This is a genomic window from Serratia montpellierensis (assembly GCF_020858655.1).
Taxonomy (GTDB): Bacteria; Pseudomonadota; Gammaproteobacteria; order Enterobacterales; family Enterobacteriaceae; genus Serratia; species Serratia montpellierensis.
Window position 1 is genome coordinate 1 of sequence record NZ_VOSN01000018.1, and the last position, 18291, is coordinate 18291.

The following is an 18291-nucleotide window of genomic DNA, read 5'->3' on the forward strand; positions in this document are numbered from 1 at the left end:
GCGGATGGCGTTGGCAAGCTCTTTACGAGAAGACATAACGAAACTCCAGTGCGATTACAGTTGAGCGGCCAACATGTCTTCCAGCTTCTGCTGGTCGACGGCGAACAGGCGGATACCTTCGGCGAGTTTTTCCACTGCCATGGCGTCCTGATTGTGCAACCAGCGGAATTCCGCTTCGGCCAGCGGAGCGGGTTGGTGGAAGCCCTCGGTAGACGGGGTCAGCTTGCGTTCGATCGGCTGGTCGCTGTTTTTCAGCTGTTCCAGCAGGTTCGGCGCGATAGTCAGGCGATCGCAGCCGGCCAATGCCAAAATCTGCTCAACCTTACGGAAGCTGGCACCCATGATCACCGTCTGGTAACGATGACGCTTGTAGTATTCATAGATGGTACGCACCGACTTCACGCCCGGATCCTGATCGGCATTGTAGTCGGCGGCAGGCTGTTTGGCCTGGTACCAGTCATAGATGCGGCCGACGAACGGCGAGATCAGATACACGCCGGCTTCGGCGCAGGCGCGGGCCTGGGCGAAGGAGAACAGCAGCGTCAGGTTGGTGTTGATGCCTTCTTTTTCCAGCTCTTCGGCGGCTTTGATGCCTTCCCAGGTTGAAGCCAGTTTGATCAGGATGCGCGATTTGTCGATGCCCTGTTCTTGATACATGCCAATAAGTTTGCGCGCTTTGGCGACGCACATGCCGCGATCGAACGACAGGCGGGCGTCCACTTCGGTGGAGATGCGGCCCGGCACGCTTTTGAGGATCTCGACGCCGATATTGACCGCCAGCTTATCGCTGGCGTTGATCAGCTGGGTTTCCTTGCTGCCGCCCTGGCGACGGGCATAATCCAACGCTTCGGTGATCAGCGCCTTGTACTGTGGCAGCGCGGCGGCTTTCAGGATCAGTGAAGGGTTGGTGGTGGCGTCCTGGGGTTCGAACTGGCGGATGGATTCGATATCGCCGCTGTCGGCGACCACCGTGGTCAGCTGCTTGAGTGCGTCTAATTGATTCATTAATAAGCTCCTTGACCAAGCTCAACGTAGGGAAATGAGAACCTTTTTCATCATAGGGGGAACACACTGCATCATCGGGTCGGGAATGAAAATGCGCTTTTTCTGATTGTTGCGATGGATAATAACAATGAATACCGAATAAACCCAGGCGGGGCGCGGCTTGCGGCGAGGGGGCGGTAGAGTGAGAGCCAAAAAAATAAGGGTTCAGCGCCAGGCTGAACCCTCAAAGATCGCCTCACTTTGCCGATTATTTACTCAGGTTGACATCGATCGCCTGGTAGAAAGCGTTGGCGGTGTCGGCTATATCCCACACGGCAAGGATCACGTGCGAACCGCTGCGATCTGCCGGTATATTGCACTGGTGGGTCACCTGTGCGGCAGGGATGGCGCCGCCGTCGTTGAACTGGCAGAACGGCGTCAGGTCAAAGGAAGCGCGGGTCAGCGGCTGGGAAGCGTCCCAGTTCGGCTTGGTGATGAAATAGCGCCAACTGGTGGTGCTGTGACGCGCGGTCAGCTTCCAGGTAAAGGAGTTCGGGCCGGTTTTCAGGTTGAGCTTGTTCCAGCGCGTCGGCGTTTGCTGATCCAGTTCGAAGAAGGTGGATTTGTCGGCGCTGGCGATATGGCCGTCAGCCGGGCCGGCCTGCGGGAAGCCTTTCAGGCCTTCGACGCTCTGTGGTTCATACTGCACGCTGCCGCACTGGGTGTTGAGCTGCAGTTTGCACTGATAGGCGCGGCTGGCGGGCGATTCGACATAACCGTGGGCATTCGCCTGTTGCGAAACGCCGAACATGGCCGCGCTCAGCAGGCCCAGAGAGAGCAGGGTACGGGAAGTTTTGTTCATAAGTCACTCCTGACTGAAATTATGTTGTAAGTTGAACGTATTTCACCGACAAAATGAGAGGCTAATAACGCAATTAGAAATACCCCTTCTTGTCGGCTTGTTTTATTTTTATCATTCTGGTTGTGCGGTAGAGCGGAATGTTTTAACGGCTATTAACTAAAATTATTATGATGACGATCTTTGATCGTTAGGCTGAATTTATTTTACTGTCACAGTGTAAAAGCACGGCGCTATGATGAAATTTATATCATGTAGTGATGAATAGTATTTAAGATAGCGCTCTCATTTATGACGTATATTGCTTGTTGCGTTGAGTACCCTTGTTCGATTTGATCGATTTTTGTGCGCCACCACCGTGGGAATTTAGTGTCATTTTTCTTATTTTATTTTAAAGAGGAATTTGTATGACTAGATTATCCCTGGACGCGATTAAAATAATCAGTACCATCAAGAGCACCGGCTCTTTCTCTATGGCGGCGGAGGCGCTGCATAAAACGCCTTCGGCGATCTCTTATCGGGTTTCCAATATTGAAAGCAAACTCTGCGTGAAACTTTTTCATCGCAATGGCCCCATGATTACCCTGACGGATGAAGGGGAATTTCTCCTGCAGGAAGGCGGCTGGATATTAAATGCGGTGCAGGATCTGGAAAGCCGGGTGCGTAACATCCCCAAGCTGGACAATAATATCCGCCTGGCGGTAGACACCTTCTTCCCACTGGAGACCCTGACGCAGGATATCCGCGATTATATTCAGCATTGCCCGAACGCCAATATCTCGGTGCAGCGGGAAGCGTTGAACGGCACCTGGGATGCGCTGAAGAACAACCGGGCGGATCTGATCATCGCCATCGGCCAAATCCCCGACAGCGTGCAGGCCAAAACCCTGATGCTCGGCAAGCTCAACTTTGTGCTGTGCGTGTCGCCCTCGCACCCGTTCGCGGCGCAGAGAAAGCCGGTGTGCAAGAAGCAGCGCTTGAACGACATCGTGGTGGTGATCGCCGACAGCAGCCATGAGCTGCCCAAACGCAATCACGGCACGCTGCCTTTGCAGCGCCAGCTGGTGGTGTGCGACGTGGAAAGCAACCTGGCGCTGCTCAAACGCGGCATCGGCCACGCTTTTCTGCCGCCTGCGCTGATCGAAAAGGAATTGGCCAGCGGCGAACTGGTGACGGTGCCGGTGGAAATGCAAAAGGGCGACGAAATGATTTGGCTGGCGTGGCACCCGGCCAGCAAGGGCGCCGGATTTAGCTGGTGGCATGAGCGGCTGACGCGCAAAAGCGATGTTTACAGCCTGATGGGCCGGGAAGTGGTGCGGGATGGCGGGTATCCTTGGTGCCACAACTGAAGGAATAGAGACGAAGGGACGCGAAAATCAAACGGTTAACTCAATGAAAACCCCGCAGCGTTCGGCTACGGGGTTTTTTTATGGCTTACGCCACGCGGCCCACCTTCAGCCAGGCGCTGTCGGAACCCGGCGCGGAGGTGATGTAACCCCATTTGGTCTGCCAGACGTAACCCTGATAGGACACCAGCGCGCCCTGCGCATAAGTGGTGCCCGGCACATAAGCCGGCGCGGTCATGATCGGCAGGTTGCCGGGGCCGACGCCGGTGTAGCGCAGGCCGGTACCCATATCCAGCTGGCTGTCGTCATAGTCTGCGGCGTTGAAATAGCGATCCAGCGCGGCCAGCAGATCGCCGTTGCGGTTGTCCTGCCCCAGATGCCAGAACATCACGCCGCCCAGTTGCTGTTGCTTGATGTACTTCGCTTTGTATTTGAAGCTTTCGGCATCGTCATAGGTGACGAACAGCCCTTTTTGCGCATGGTACAGGTAAGGGGTTTTGGTCTTGTCGTTCCACAACCGCTGATAGCCGTAGTTGCCCAACAGCATCTGCTCCAGCTGGCGATAGGAAGCGATGCGCGGATCCTTGTCGCGCACGCACTCATCGCAGCCCACCAGCCAGTAATCGGTGTTCGGATACGGATCTTCACCCGGTGTGCTGTGGCTGCTGTACTGGCCGCCGTTACTGCCGCTGACGCCCTTGAAGGCGCGGCCGTAGAAGGGGACGCCCATCACGATTTTGGCGCTCGGCACGCCTTCCATCATCAGGTGTTGCTGCACCGCGGCGTCGACCGTCAGGCTGAACGGGCTGGGGAAGGCGCGGGTCAGCTCTTCCCAGCTCCAGCCCAGATTGGCTTCGCGCAGCGCGTTGTAGAAGGTCGGCCCGGCCGCGTCGCCGAACAGCGCCGCCTGGTGGTTGGTGATCTTCTCCCAGGGGCCGGCCAGATCGTAGGTCATCAGGTTGATGTAATCGAGCGGCGCGACGATCTGCGCCAGCTTGCTGTAATAGCGCGACAGGAAGAAAGCGCCGCCGGCACCGGCGATGGTCAATTGATACGGCAGCGTCTGGCGGCCGTCGGTGATGGTTTGCTGGTTCAGCAGGGTGCGGATCTCCTGCAGCGCGGCGATGAAACCGTCCACTTCTGAGGCTTGCGGATACTCCCAGTCGATGTCCACGCCGTCGAAGCCGTAATCCTTCATGATGCGCACGCAGGATTGGGCAAACTTGGTGCGCGACGCCGGGGTCTTCACCGCGTTGACGTAGTTGGCGTGCGACACGCCCAAATCGTTGGAGTAGTACCAGCCGCCGATGGAGAACATGATGCGCAGGCTGGGGTTGTGCGCTTTGAGCGCGGTCAGACGGTTGACCACATCGCGCGCTTTGGCATCGTTGGTGGCCGGATCCCAGGCGCATTCCAGATTGCTGTTGATATCCAGGAACGAGAAGTTGATGTGCGTCAGCTGTTTGGCTTTGGCCGGCGTGATGTTGGAAACCGGGAACGGCACGACAGACGTATCGGTCTCGGTGTAATTATTGATTTGGTTGGTCGGAATAAAATAATACCCAATAACGGCTTTGCGTGTGGACATGATATTTCTCCAGGGTGGCTGTTTTTATGTTGGGGAACTATTTCCCGCAGCCATTAATGTTTATTTTTAGTGAAAACAAAAGTCGAAATAAATCACGATAACAGTGAATTTTTATTCACTGCCGCATAAATTGGCGCTGATGAGTTGTGCCAGCGCTCAGCATGAATGAATTCGACCATAGGGCCTGTATTTATTCATTTGCTTTGTAATAGCATCCTTAACTAGATTCTGATTATCCGATGTCCCACCGGCCGTGATTGGCATTTAATTAAAAATAAAAAAGGAGATGAGCTATGTCCAGCATAGAGCCTGACGCTGTTGGCTTAATAGTCCAGCGAGTATGTGAATATCTTCAGCCGGTATTGAACGCCATTTTGGCCGGCGTGATGGCGCTATTGCACGGTGCCTATCGCAACGTGGGTATTCGGCGCCGTTTATTGAATGCGGCGATGTGTGCGTTATTGGCCTGGACGGTGCGCGATGCGCTGGCGTTGATGGGCCTGGAATTAAATTGGGCGAATTTGGCCAGCGTACTGATTGGTTTTATGGGGGCGGATTACATCAACGCCTTAATTAAAAAATTCATCGGCAAAAAGACGGGGTTTAAAAATGTTAAATGACATCGAAGAGGTTCGCTTTACCGCCCGCAGCGAAGATAACCTGCGCGGCTTGCACCCGGATCTGGTGCGCGTTATTCGTCTGGCGCTGCGTTATTCGCTGGTGCCGTTTTCCGTCAGCGAGGGGCTGCGCAGCATGGCGCGCCAGCGGGAAATGGTGCGCGCCGGCAGCAGCCAAACGCTGCGCAGCCGCCACCTGACCGGCCACGCGGTGGACGTGGTGGCGATGCCGGCGGGCGTGGTCTCCTGGGAGTGGGATTACTACGCGCAGATCGCGGTGGCGGTACGGCGCGCGGCGCGTGAATGCGGCATCAACGTCGAATGGGGCGGCGAATGGAAAACCCTCAAGGATGGCCCGCACTTCCAACTGCCGTTCCGGGACTACCCGGCATGAGCGGTTGGCTGCAAAAACTGATGCAGGGCGGCTTGCTGCTGTTGTTGCTGGCGGCAATCTGCCTGGGTGGCTATAGCTCGCTGCTGTCGCACCAGTTGGCGTCTGCGCGGCAACAGGCGGCAGAGCTGCAGAAAAGCCTGGCGCAGCAGGCCGGACTAATCGCCACCCTGCAGACTCAGGATGCGCAAAACCGTGCGCTGATGGCGGCGCAGCAGCGGCAGGAACAGCAGCTGCGCCAACAACACGAGGCTTATCAGAGGAAATACCGTGAAGCGATTAAAAACGATCCCTGCGCTGCTCAGCCTCTGCCTGGCGCTGTGCTTGAGCTCCTGCGCCCGGCCGCCGCCGCCGCAGGCCGTGCCGCTGTTGCCCCCTGAGTCGGTGTTTGCGCCTTGTGAGCAACCGCAGCTGCAAGGGGAGACCTGGGGCGATGCGGTAAGCTATACCCTGGCGTTACAAACCTCGTTACACATTTGCGCCGGTCAGGTAGAGACGCTCAACGCCTGGCGCGCCACGCTGCCGCCATACTGATGGCGGCGCTTCTCCGACTCGTCTTGCGATCCTTTTTTTACTTTTAAAACGGTCTTTCGGCCAAGGTTATGGTCCGCTTCAAAGTTTGTGATGTTTCTCTCACTATACTTCAAGGCTGTGCCCTGTCATTGTACTTGGGCGCCATGGCCCACGGCAGGGCGCAGCCTCAAAGCCTTACCTCAACATAAAAGCAAAAAACAAAGGAATCCATAATGGACGAACAGCTCAAACAGAGTGCCCTTGATTTCCATCAGTTTCCTGTCCCAGGGAAGATCCAGGTTTCCCCTACCAAACCGTTGGCGACCCAGCGCGATCTGGCGTTGGCCTATTCGCCGGGCGTCGCCGCGCCTTGCCTCGAGATCGCCGAAGATCCGCTGGCGGCCTACAAATACACCGCGCGCGGCAACCTGGTGGCGGTGATTTCCAACGGCACGGCGGTACTGGGTCTGGGCAATATCGGCGCGTTGGCCGGTAAGCCGGTGATGGAAGGCAAGGGCGTTTTGTTCAAGAAGTTTTCCGGTATCGACGTGTTTGATATCGAAGTGGATGAGCATAACCCTGACAAATTAATCGACATTATCGCCGCGCTGGAACCGACCTTCGGCGGCATCAACCTGGAAGACATCAAGGCGCCGGAGTGTTTCTACATCGAACAGAAACTGCGTGAGCGCATGAAGATCCCGGTGTTCCACGACGACCAGCACGGCACGGCGATCATCACCACTGCGGCGGTGCTCAACGGCCTGCGCGTGGTGAAGAAGAATATCTCCGATGTGCGGCTGGTGGTGTCCGGCGCCGGTGCGGCCTCTATCGCCTGTCTGAACCTGCTGGTGGCGCTGGGGCTGCGTCAACAGAACATCACCGTCTGCGATTCCAAGGGCGTCATCTATAAAGGCCGCGACGCCAACATGGAGCAGACCAAAGCCGCCTATGCCATCGAGGATAACGGTCAGCGCACGCTGGGCGACGCCATCCCGAACGCCGACATCTTCCTCGGCTGCTCCGGCCCGGGCGTCCTGACGCAGGATATGGTGAAAACCATGGCGCGCGATCCGCTGATCATGGCGCTGGCCAACCCGGAACCGGAAATTCTGCCGCCGCTGGCCAAAGCGGTGCGCCCGGACGCCATCATCTGTACCGGCCGTTCCGACTACCCGAACCAGGTGAACAACGTCCTGTGCTTCCCGTTCATTTTCCGCGGCGCGCTGGACGTGGGCGCCACCACCATCAACGAAGAGATGAAACTGGCCTGCGTGCATGCCATCGCCGATCTGGCGCTGGCGGAGCAGAGCGACGTGGTGGCTTCCGCCTATGATGACCAGGATCTCTCCTTCGGCCCGGAATACATCATTCCGAAACCGTTCGATCCGCGCCTGATCGTCAAGATCGCGCCGGCGGTGGCCAAGGCGGCGATGGATTCCGGCGTGGCGACGCGCCCGATCGAAGACTTCGACGCCTACGTCGAGAAGCTGGCGGAGTTCGTCTACAAAACCAACCTGTTCATGAAACCGATCTTCTCGCAGGCGCGCAAAGAGGTGAAGCGGGTGGTGCTGGCGGAAGGCGAGGAAGAGCGCGTGCTGCACGCCACGCAAGAGCTGGTGTCGCAGGGGCTGGCCTTCCCGATCCTGGTCGGCCGCCCGAGCGTGATCGAGATGCGCCTGAAAAAGCTGGGCCTGCAGCTGACGCCGGGCAAAGATTTCGAAGTGGTGAACAACGAGTCGGATCCGCGCTTCAACGAATACTGGGGCGAGTACTACCAGATCATGAAACGCCGCGGCGTTTCGCAGGAACAGGCGCGACGCGCGGTGATCGGTAACCCGACGCTGATCGCCGCCATCATGCTGCACCGCGGCGAAGCGGATGCGATGATCTGCGGCACCATCGGCAGCTACCATGAGCATTACGACGTGGTGAAGAACGTGTTCGGCTTCCGTGAAGGCGCGCACGTCGCCGGCGCGATGAACGCGCTGCTGCTGCCGAGCGGCAACACCTTTATCGCCGACACCTACGTCAACGACGATCCGACGCCGGAGCAGCTGGCGGAGATCACCCTGATGGCGGCGGAAACCGTGCGCCGCTTTGGTATCGAACCTAAGGTGGCGCTGCTGTCTCACTCCAGCTTCGGCTCTTCCGACTGCCCGGCGGCGCGCAAGATGCGTAAAACGCTGGAACTGGTGAACGAGCTGGCGCCAGAGTTGGAGATCGACGGCGAAATGCACGGTGACGCCGCATTGGTGGAAAGCATCCGTCACGATCTGATGCCGGACAGCCCGCTGAAAGGCTCGGCCAACCTGCTGATCATGCCGAACATGGAAGCGGCGCGCATCAGCTACAACCTGCTGCGCGTCTCCTGCTCGGAAGGGGTGACCGTCGGGCCGGTGCTGATGGGGGTCGCCAAGCCGGTGCACATCCTGACGCCGATCGCCTCGGTGCGCCGCATCGTCAACATGGTGGCGCTGGCGGTAGTGGAAGCCCAGACCGAACCACTGTAAGCCCGGGTTGAGTGACTGGCCCCCTGCGCCGTTGGCGCCGGGGGCTTTTTTATGCCTTGCAGCGTGCGGCGATGGCGCGGATATCCTGCGGGGTGGTGCGGCAACAGCCGCCGATCAATTGTGCGCCGAGCGTGCTCCACTCCGTCGCCTGATCCGCCAGGCTGCCGTGCTCGCCGCCGCAGGCGTGCCAGGTTTTGCTCACCGCATCGTAGTGCTCGCCGGAGTTCGGATAAACCAGCAGCGGTTTGTCGGCCAGCGCGCTCAACTGACGCAGTGCCGGGGCGACCTTGTCCAGCGCGATGCAGTTGATGCCGATCGCCAATACCTGCGGGTTGCCGCGCAGCGCGGACAAGACCTCCGTCAGCGGCGTGCCGTCGCTGAGATGTTGGCTGTCGCGCAGGGTGAAGGCGAACCAGGCGCCGAGCGTCGGGAACTCCTGCAGCAGCGTCAGCAGCGCCTGCAGTTCGGTGAACGACGGCAGCGTTTCGCAGGCCAGCAGATCGACGCCGGCGGCGGCCAGGGCTGTGAGGCGCGGCCGGTGGAAGGCAATCATGTCATCCTGCGCCAGCCGGTAGTCGCCGCGGTATTCCGAGCCGTCGGCCAGATAGGCGCCGTAAGGGCCCACCGAACCGGCGATCAGCAGCGGCGCCGCCTGCGGGTGCGCGGCCAGATAATCGCGGCGCGCGCGTTGCGCCAGCTGCACACTTTTGGCGATCAACGCCAGCGATTGCTCCTGATCCAGGCCGCGGCGCGAGAAGCCCTGCGGCGTGGCCTGATAGCTGGCGGTGATGGCGCATTGGGCGCCGGCGTTGAAATAATCGAGATGCACCTGATAGATAAGCTCGGGATTTTCAATCAGCACCTTGGCCGACCACAGCGGATCGGTCAGATCGCAGCCGCGCGCTTCCAGTTCGGTAGCCAGCGCACCGTCCAGGATCAGCGTGGGGTGTTCGGCCAGCAGGCGGGCGACGGGGTTATTAACCGACATGTTGTTCTCCCAAAGCGGTTTTTTGCCCGGCGCGCCGGGTCAGGAAATAGGTGAGGTAGCACAAGGCGACGAACGGCAGGCCGCAGTAGAGCGCAATGCGCTGCTCCGGATCGAACGCCAGCCCGATGCAGGCCAGCAGGCATAGTGCGAAGCCGAGGATCGGTGTCAATGGGTAGCCGGGCGCACGGTATTTCAGGCCGCTTATCGGCTGGCCGCTGCGCAGGTAGGCGCGGCGGAAAGCAAAGTGGGCCGCGCAGATGCTCAGCCACACCGCCACCACCGCAAAACCGGAGATCGCCGACAGGGCGACAAACACCGTGTCCGGCGCGATCACGCTGGTCAGCAGCGCCAGCACGCCGCCGAGCATGCTGAAGGTCAGGGCGTTGATCGGAATGCCGCGCGCATTGACGCGCGCAAAGTAGGCCGGCAGGGTGCGCTGGTGGGCCAGCGACCACAGCATGCGCCCTGAAGCGTACAGGCCGGAGTTGGCCGCCGACAGGATGGCGGTCAGGATCACGAAGTTGAAGATATCGGCGGCGTAAGGCACGCCGATGCGTTCAAACACCAGCACGAACGGGCTTTTGACGATCCCCGCCTGATCCATCGGGATCAACGCCGCCAGCACGAAGACCGTGCCGATAAAGAACAGCATCAGGCGGATCACCGTGGTGCGGATCGCCAGCGGCACGACTTTTTCCGGGTTCTCGGTTTCACCGGCGGCGATGCCGATCAGTTCCGTGCCGGAGAAGGCAAAGTTCACCGCCACCATGGTCATCAGGATCGGCAGCGTGCCGTGCGGCAGCCAGCCGGAAGCGGTCAGGTTATGCAGGAACGGCGCCGGCGTGCCGTCTTTCATCGGCAGCAGGCCGAACATGGCGGCGCCGCCCAGAATGATAAACGCCAGAATGGTCACCACTTTGATCAGCGAAAACCAGAATTCGCTTTCGGCGAAAAAGCGGGTGGTCACCACGTTAAGCAGGAAAATGGCCGCGCAGAAGATCAGGCACCACAGCCACACCGGCGACTGCGGGAACCAGTACTGCATGCAGAATCCGGCGGCGGTGAGGCTGGAGCCGAGCGCCACCGTCCAGGTGAGCCAATACAGCCAGGCGACGGCATAGCCGGTGGCCGGCCCCAGATAGCGTGAAGCATAGACGTGAAAGGCGCCGGTTTCCGGCATCGCCACCGACAGCTCGCCCAGGCACAGCATCACCAGATACACCACCAGCGCGCCGATCAGGTAGGCCAGCAGCGTGCCGAGCGCGCCGGTGGTGGAGATGATGTAGCCGGTGTTGAAAAACAGCCCGGTGCCGATCACGCCGCCCAGCGACAGCATCACCAGGTGCCGGGCCTTCATGCTGCGTTTGAACTGTCCTGCGGCGGGTGCCGATGGTTGCATAATAATCTATCCGTATAGACGTCTAAATATCTGAATGGCTATTGGTTATACCCGCAATGCTTTTTCAACGCAATGCGCAGCCGGCGATCGCCGCGTAAAAAAATCGTTAAGCCAGATCTATATGAAAATGATAATTATTATCTATAATGTCGCCATTTTCGATAATGGGGCAACATGATGAGATATCTGATTTTATTGGCGGCGTTGGCGCTTGGCGCCTGCAGCCAAACGCCGGTTAAGACGCCGGCCAGCGATGTCGCGAGTCTGGGTAGCATCACCGATCTGCACAGCGGCGCGACCCTGACACCGGAGCAGCTGTTGACGCGATTGGCGCAGCAGCCGCGGGTGATCCTGGGGGAGAAGCATGACAATCCTTACCACCATCAGATTGAGCAATGGCTGGTGCAGCAGCTGCCGCAACGGCGGCCGCAGGGCAGCGTGCTGATGGAGATGATCAACCCGAACCAGCAGGCGCAGGTCGACAAGGTCAAACAGTGGCTGCAGAGCGATCCCACGGTGCGTGACGGCCGCGTAGCGGAGCTGATTGCCTGGCAGCCGGGCTGGAAGTGGGAGCTGTATGGCGGGGTGACGATGGCGGCGATGCGTGCGCCTTACCCGCTGTGGTCGGCCAACCTGGATCGCAGCGAGATTACGGCGTTCTATCAGCAGCCGCAGTTCCCGGCGGGGCAGCTATCGGCGCAGCCGGCGGTGCGCAAGGCGCTGGAAGAGACCATCCGCACTTCGCACGGCGGCAAGATTGAGGCCGACCAGCTGCATGCGATGTTGGCGATCCAGCAGCAGCGCGACCGGCGCATGGCGGAACGTCTGCTGGCGGCGCCGACGCCCGCGCTGTTGATCGCCGGTGGCTATCACGCCGCTAAATCGGTGGGGGTGCCGCTGCACGTGCGGGATCTGCAACCGGCGGCGGCGCCGACGGTGCTGATGCTGGCGGAACCGGGCGTACAGGTCGATGCGAACACCGCAGACTATCTGTGGATCACACCATCAGTGAAATGAATACGTTAAGAGAGTGAAAAGGGGTGTTAATTATATTTGCAAATGATTATCATTAGTAAATGTGATCTGCAATCATTCGCAATTAAGCAAGCTAATGCCCCTATGTTAAGTCAGTCTTACTCCCTCCCGGCCTTTGAACTGCCGCAGCCGCGCTGGGCGCGCGGCCTGCTGCTCGCCCTGGCGGCGCATGTGGCGTTGGTGCTGCTGTTTTACTGGCCGCAGACGGCGCTGGAGCCGGTGGCGCTGCCGCCGCCGGCGGTAATGATGAGCTGGGCGGCGCAGATTGAAGCGCCGGAAAGCAAGCCGCTGCCGCTGGGCGTGCAGCAGGCGGAGTCCGCCGCGGCGCAGCCCGCTGAGCAGCAGCAGCAGCCGGATCTGCCCAAGCTGGCGCGCGCCGATAAAGCAAAAATCGTGACGGCGCAGAAGAAGCGTGCCGAACACCGTCCCCCGCAAAAAGCGCAGCCGAAGCCGCAGGAACAGGCCAAAGAGACGCGCAACGCCGCCGCGTCCAGCGCCGCCGCGCCGCAGGCGCAGACGATCTCCCACCAGACCGCCGCCCCAATCAACAGCGACGCCAACAGCAACGCGCAGGCCAAACTGTCGTGGGAGAGCCTGGTGAAAGGCAAACTGAACCGCATCAAGGATTACCCTTTGGATGCCCGCAGCCGCCGACGCAGCGGCATGCCGCAGGTCAGTTTCAGCGTTGACGCGCAGGGACGGGTCTCGAACGTCGTGCTGCAGGTGCGTTCCGGCACCGCGTCGCTGGATCGGGAAGCGGTGGCGGTGGTGTCGCGCGCCCAGCCGTTGCCGCCGCCGCCGCCGGAGATGCTGCAGCAGGGAGCCGTCAAAGTGACGATGCCGATCGATTTCAATCTGGCGGAGCTGAATGCCCGCCGTTAATGCCCGCAGGCGCCGCATCGTCGTCGTGCGTCTCTTCAAACTTCGTGAGGGATTATGAATCCGCTGTTATCTACCTCGCGCCGTCGCATCGCGGCCGCGCTTTGGCTTTCTTTAGGCGTCGCCGGCGGTGCGTTAGCGCAACCGCAGCCGCCGTTGGCGGAACGCACGCCGAAAGCGCTGATGGCGCACGGCGAGACGCGCACCGACGATTACTACTGGCTGCGCGACGATGGCCGAAAAGAACCGAAGGTGCTGGACTACCTGAAGGCGGAGAACCGTTATACCGAGCAGATGATGGCGCCATACCAGAAGCTGCGCGCCACGCTGTATCAGGAGATGCTGGGCCGCATGAGCCCTGACGATCGTTCGGTGCCGTATCAGCTCAACGGCTATCGCTACCAGGAAAGCTACGCCGCCGGTAAAGATTTCGCACTGTATCAGCGCCAGGCGCTCACCGCCGACGCGCCGTGGCAAACCTTGCTGGACGCCAATCAGCGCGCGGCCGGCCACGCCTATTACCGCCTGGGGGCGATGGACGTCAGCCTGGACAACCGCCGCCTGGCGGTAGCCGAAGATCTGCAGGGCCGTCGCCAATACCGCATTTCCCTGCGCGAGATAGACAGTGAGCGTTGGTCGCCGGAAACGCTGGAAAACACCTCCGGCAATATGGTGTGGGCCAACGACAACCAAACCCTGTTCTACGTGCGCAACCACCCGCAAACGCTGTTGCCGTACCAGGTCTATCGCCATCAGTACGGGACGCCGACGGCGGAAGATAAGCTGGTGTACCAGGAGAACGATCCGGCGTTCTACCTCAGCCTCGGCCGCTCGTCCTCGCGCGATTACCTGATTCTGACCATCAGCGGCAACACCACCTCCGAAGTGCGCCTGATCGACGCCAACCAGCCGCAGCGCGAGCCGCAGCTGTTCGCCGCCCGGCAGAACGGCCGCGAGTATTACCTCGATCACTACCGGGGCGAGTTCTACCTGCGCTCCAACCATCAGGATCCGAACTTCGGCCTGTACCGCACGGCGGCGGCGGGCAAACCGTGGCAGACGCTGATCGCACCGCAGGCGCAGCACGAGGTGGAAAGCTTCAGCCTGTTCCGCGACTGGCTGGTGGTGCAGGAGCGCGCCAACGGGCTGGTGCAGCTGCGGCAAATCAGCTGGGACGGCAAAACCGAGCGCGCCATTCCGTTCGACGATGCCAGCTACATGGCCTGGCTGGGCTATAACCCCGAGCCGGACAGCGATCGCTTGCGCTACGGCTATTCGGCGATGACCACGCCGACCCGCACCTATGAGTGGGATCTGAACAAGGGCGAGCGCACCCTGCTGAAGCAGCAGGAGGTGAAAGGCGTCGATCCCAGCCTGTATCACAGCGAGCGTATCTGGGTCACGGCGCGCGACGGCGTGAAGGTGCCGGTCTCGCTGGTGTACCGCACATCGCTGTTCAAAAACGGGCATAACCCGCTGCTGGTGTACGGCTATGGCGCTTACGGCATGAGCATGGATCCGGCGTTCAGCGCCAACCGCATCAGCCTGCTGGATCGCGGCTTCGTCTATGCGCTGATCCACGTGCGCGGCGGCGGCGAGCTGGGGCAGAGCTGGTACAAACAGGGCAAGCTGACGCACAAACCGAACAGTTTCAACGACTTCATCGACGCCACCCAGGCGCTGATCAAAGACGGCTACGGCCAACCGGGGCGCATCTACGCCATGGGCGGCAGCGCCGGCGGCTTGCTGATGGGGGCGGTGATCAATCAGGCGCCGCAGCTGTACAACGCGGTGGTGGCGCAGGTGCCGTTCGTCGACGTGGTGACCACCATGCTGGACGACAGCATTCCGCTGACCACCGGCGAATACGAGGAGTGGGGCAACCCGCACCAGCCGGCCGCCTATGCGCTGATGAAATCCTACAGCCCGTACGACAACGTGCGCCGGCAGCATTACCCGAACCTGCTGGTCACCAGCGGTCTGTACGACTCGCAGGTGCAGTATTGGGAGCCGGCCAAATGGGTGGCGAAGCTGCGGCGTTTCAAGCAGGGCGATTCGCTGCTGCTGCTCTCCACCGACATGACCGCCGGCCACGGCGGCAAATCAGGCCGCCTGGCGCGGCTGGAAAACGGCGCGCTGGAGTACGCCTTTATTCTGGCGGCGGACCGGCAGGCGCAGAAATAACCTTTAGCGCCGCAGCACGCTGCGGCGCAATAAAACAATAACAACCTTTTACCGCGCTTTCGGCGGGCTTTTTGCTGGGCATTGTCGGCCATCAAACCTTATTGGCTATTTCTGGGGATATATGAAAATCAAAATGATAGCGAGCCTGATCGGCGCGGGACTGGCGCTGTACGGGCAGGCTGCGGCCGCGCAGGAACAGGCGGAAAATAATAAAGGCAGCGTGGCGTTCAGCCCGCTCAACGTCTCGGCCGCCGACAGCGGCAAGAGCAGCGAAAAAGAGGCGTTGGCCCGGCCGGGCGCGTTCAGCTCGCGCGATGAAAACAAAAATCTGGAGTCGGTGGACAGCATTCTGCGCAGCATGCCGGGCACCTATACCCAGATCGATCCCAGTCAGGGGGCCGTCAGCGTCAATATCCGCGGTCTGAGCGGTTTTGGCCGGGTCAATACCATGGTCGACGGCATTACCCAGAACTATTACGGTACTTCCACGTCTGGTGTGATGTCACATGGTTCGACCAATAACCAGGCGGGGGTCTTGATAGATCCCAATTTTATCGTCGGAGTGGACGTGGCGCGCGGTGAGAACAGTGGCGGCAGCGGCGTAAATGCGTTGGCAGGCAGTGCTAACTTCCGCACAATCGGTGTCGATGATGTGATCTTTTCTGGCAATCCTTTCGGGGTGAGAACCAAATTCTCTGTCGGCAGCAACGGCATTGGCCGCAGTGGCATGATCGCCGTCGCCGGTAAGGGGCAGGCGTTTACCGATACCGGCAGCATTGGCGCGATGGCCGCGATCAGTGGGAGCTCCATTTACTCGAACTTCAACAATGGCGACGGTATCAGCAGCGAAGATTTTGGGTACGATGAATTTATGAAGCAAAATCCCAAGTCACAGCTGTTCAAACTGGATATCAAACCGAACGAGTTCAATAGCATTGAGTTTTCCGCCAGGAACTACCAAAACCGCTTTTCTCGGCGCGATATCGATAGCCATGACCTCTACCTCAAATATCACTATGCGCCGTTTTCGGAGCTGGTGGATTTAAACCTCACCGTCAGCACCAGTAAAGGCAATCAGAAATACGACGGCGGTTCGCTGTTCACCTTCTTTAACACCAACGCGGAAAACCGCTCCGATGCGCTGGATATCAATAACACCAGCCGATTCAGCCTGCTGAATACCGATGTAGCCTTCAGCTATGGCGGCAAACTGATGCGCAACCAATACCGTAAGCATGTAGAATCGGCTATACAGAATTCGCAGACGGCGCAGGAAGCAATAGAAAATAATACCTTCGCGCCATCCGGCGAGCAGCGAATCGGCAGTTTATATACCGGCCTGCAGCTTAACCGGGATATCTATCAGCTCGATCTCAACCTGAACTACACCAGCAACAAGCTGACCGGTTACAAGCCTGAATGCGATTATCGCGTGGAGTGCTTCCCGCAAGGGGCCGCTAGCATCAATTTGAAAGAGCAAGGGTTCAATCCTTCGGTAATGCTATCGGCACAGGTGACGCCGTGGTTGCAGCCATTCGTCAGCTACAGCAAGTCGATGCGTGCGCCGAACATTCAAGAAGTGTTCTATTCCAACTCGGGTGGCGCATCGATGAACCCGTTCCTCAAAGGTGAACGAGCGGAAACCTGGCAGGCCGGCTTCAACGCCAACGGGCACGATTTGCTGGTGAAGGAAGACTCTTTACGCCTCAAGGTCGTGGGCTATACCAGTAAAGTGCGCAATTACATCTTCAGTGAATCTTACATGGTGTGCCGCAATGGACGGAAATGCAGCTATCGCGAAAATCTGGAAAACGATTGGGCCGATGCGAGCGAAGATTACTCGGACAATATGTATATCTACGTCAACTCTCTGGCGCCGGTGCGTATGCATGGTGTTGAGGTTGAAGCCAACTATGATGCCGGCCGAGCCTTCGCGCGCGTCTCTTTCAGCAAGCAGCACACCGAGCAGCCGACCTCCATCGCCAGCACTTATTTCGGCGCCGGGGATATCAATGAACTGCCGGACATGTACTTTACGTTGGATACCGGGGTGCGTTTTCTTGATGAATCGCTAACCGTCGGCAGCATCGTGAAATATACGGGCAAGACGCGTCGCCTGTCGCCGGATTACGAGCAGAGTGAATCGACCGGTGAAATCCTCAAGCAGGAAATGCCGAATATTCCTACCGTTATCGACCTGTACAGCACTTATCAGATCAACCGCAACGTCATGCTGAAATTCAGCGTGCAAAACGTGATGAACAAGAGCTATTCCGAGGCGTTGAACAAACTGAATATGTTGCCGATCCAAGGGGATGACGCGACGGCCGCCAACACTGCCCGTGGACGCACCTATATCTTCGGCGGGGAGGTGCGCTTCTAAACCGCAGCGGAGAAGGGTGCAGTCATGAACTGCACCCCATAAGTTGGACGATGTGAGAGTCGTAATGGGGCCTTCGAACCTCAACTGGTGAAGAAGTACCAGATCACGCAGTCCGACGAGGTTGAGCAGAAGATTATTCGTCTCTTATGCTGAAGGTTAGGGCGTTGCTCGGAATGCCGCGCACGGTGGCGCGCGCAAAGTAGGCTGGCAGGTGGCGCTGGTGGACCAGCGGCTACAGCATGCGCCCAGAAGAATACTGGCCGGAGTTGGTCGCCGACAGGATGTTGGTCAGGATCACGAAGTTGAAGATATCGGCGGCGTAAGGCACGCCGATGTCTTCAAATACCTGCACGAAGACTGTAGAACAGCATCAGGCGGATCATCGTGGTGCGGCTCGCCAGTGCACGACTTTTTCCGGATTCTCGGTTTCACAGGCGACGATGCCGATCAGCTCCGTGCCGGAGAAGGCGAAGTTCACCGCCATCATGGTCATCAGGATAGGCAGCGTGCCGATGGTGGAAATGATGTGGCCGGTGTTGAAAAACAGTCCGATACTGATCATGTCGCCCAGCGACAGCATCGCCAGGTGCCGGGCCTTCATGCTGCGTTTGA

General features: G+C 59.2%; 15 protein-coding genes and 1 pseudogene. 10 read left to right on the forward strand and 6 right to left on the reverse strand.

Annotation, left to right across the window (positions count from 1 at the left end):
• Positions 1-54: 54 nt before the first annotated feature.
• Positions 55-1005: a transaldolase gene (tal, locus tag FUU19_RS18320; protein WP_142591522.1), complete on the reverse strand. Its 951-nt coding sequence runs from the start codon at positions 1003-1005 to the stop codon at positions 55-57.
• A gap of 247 nt (positions 1006-1252) precedes the next feature.
• On the reverse strand, positions 1253-1846 hold the full coding sequence (cbp21, locus tag FUU19_RS18325) for a chitin-binding protein/chitosanase CBP21 (protein ID WP_004936574.1): 594 nt from the start codon (positions 1844-1846) through the stop codon (positions 1253-1255).
• 404 nt (positions 1847-2250) lie between these two features.
• Here cbp21 and FUU19_RS18330 point away from each other — a divergent pair, with 404 nt between their 5' ends.
• Complete coding sequence (locus tag FUU19_RS18330) at positions 2251-3192, forward strand: LysR family transcriptional regulator (protein WP_141967378.1); 942 nt, start codon at positions 2251-2253, stop codon at positions 3190-3192.
• Positions 3193-3277: 85 nt separating this feature from the next.
• On the opposite strand, the gene chiB is transcribed toward FUU19_RS18330, so the two are convergent.
• Entirely contained in the window at positions 3278-4777 is a 1500-nt protein-coding gene (gene chiB / locus FUU19_RS18335) for a chitinase ChiB (RefSeq protein WP_230490598.1), read from the reverse strand.
• Positions 4778-5070: 293 nt separating this feature from the next.
• On the opposite strand from chiB, the gene FUU19_RS18340 reads away from it, so the two are divergent.
• The 5 genes from FUU19_RS18340 (at position 5071) to maeB (ending at position 8811) form a co-directional block, all read left to right on the forward strand.
• Positions 5071-5397: a phage holin, lambda family gene (locus tag FUU19_RS18340; protein ID WP_033643982.1), complete on the forward strand. Its 327-nt coding sequence runs from the start codon at positions 5071-5073 to the stop codon at positions 5395-5397.
• The gene (gene chiX, locus FUU19_RS18345) at positions 5387-5788 is read left to right on the forward strand and encodes an L-Ala D-Glu endopeptidase ChiX (RefSeq protein ID WP_230490599.1); all 402 of its coding nucleotides are present in this window, start codon (positions 5387-5389) and stop codon (positions 5786-5788) included. The genes FUU19_RS18340 and chiX overlap by 11 nt, the downstream gene beginning before the upstream one ends.
• Positions 5785-6165, forward strand: coding sequence for a DUF2570 family protein (locus FUU19_RS18350; RefSeq protein WP_230490600.1), 381 nt, complete (start codon positions 5785-5787; stop codon positions 6163-6165). Before chiX ends, FUU19_RS18350 begins: the two co-directional genes overlap by 4 nt.
• Positions 6146-6319 carry an Rz1-like lysis system protein LysC gene (gene lysC / locus FUU19_RS18355; RefSeq protein ID WP_180547555.1) on the forward strand — a complete coding sequence of 58 codons (174 nt, stop codon included), beginning with the start codon at positions 6146-6148 and terminating at the stop codon, positions 6317-6319. The genes FUU19_RS18350 and lysC overlap by 20 nt, the downstream gene beginning before the upstream one ends.
• 212 nt (positions 6320-6531) lie before the next feature.
• Positions 6532-8811 carry an NADP-dependent oxaloacetate-decarboxylating malate dehydrogenase gene (maeB, locus tag FUU19_RS18360; RefSeq protein ID WP_016926766.1) on the forward strand — a complete coding sequence of 760 codons (2280 nt, stop codon included), beginning with the start codon at positions 6532-6534 and terminating at the stop codon, positions 8809-8811.
• 49 nt (positions 8812-8860) lie between these two features.
• Here the strand turns inward: maeB and mmuM are convergent, their stop codons facing one another.
• Together mmuM and mmuP are read right to left on the reverse strand one after the other, a co-directional pair.
• Positions 8861-9799, reverse strand: coding sequence for a homocysteine S-methyltransferase (gene mmuM / locus FUU19_RS18365; RefSeq protein WP_197834016.1), 939 nt, complete (start codon positions 9797-9799; stop codon positions 8861-8863).
• On the reverse strand, positions 9789-11198 hold the full coding sequence (gene mmuP / locus FUU19_RS18370; RefSeq protein ID WP_047730133.1) for an S-methylmethionine permease: 1410 nt from the start codon (positions 11196-11198) through the stop codon (positions 9789-9791). Before mmuP ends, mmuM begins: the two co-directional genes overlap by 11 nt.
• A gap of 177 nt (positions 11199-11375) precedes the next feature.
• On the opposite strand from mmuP, the gene FUU19_RS18375 reads away from it, so the two are divergent.
• The 4 genes from FUU19_RS18375 to FUU19_RS18390 all read left to right on the forward strand — a co-directional run bounded on the left by FUU19_RS18375 (position 11376) and on the right by FUU19_RS18390 (position 17679).
• Complete coding sequence (locus tag FUU19_RS18375; protein ID WP_141972829.1) at positions 11376-12215, forward strand: ChaN family lipoprotein; 840 nt, start codon at positions 11376-11378, stop codon at positions 12213-12215.
• 102 nt (positions 12216-12317) lie between these two features.
• Positions 12318-13115, forward strand: a complete 798-nt coding sequence (locus tag FUU19_RS18380) for an energy transducer TonB family protein (protein WP_202669961.1) — start codon at positions 12318-12320, stop codon at positions 13113-13115.
• A 54-nt stretch (positions 13116-13169) separates the two neighbouring features.
• Positions 13170-15296 carry a S9 family peptidase gene (locus FUU19_RS18385; protein ID WP_230507299.1) on the forward strand — a complete coding sequence of 709 codons (2127 nt, stop codon included), beginning with the start codon at positions 13170-13172 and terminating at the stop codon, positions 15294-15296.
• A 121-nt stretch (positions 15297-15417) separates the two neighbouring features.
• Positions 15418-17679 carry a TonB-dependent receptor domain-containing protein gene (locus tag FUU19_RS18390; protein ID WP_230490605.1) on the forward strand — a complete coding sequence of 754 codons (2262 nt, stop codon included), beginning with the start codon at positions 15418-15420 and terminating at the stop codon, positions 17677-17679.
• Between the two features lie 232 nt (positions 17680-17911).
• Here FUU19_RS18390 and FUU19_RS18395 read toward each other — a convergent pair.
• Positions 17912-18280: pseudogene (locus FUU19_RS18395) on the reverse strand (hypothetical protein).
• Positions 18281-18291 lie beyond the last annotated feature (11 nt).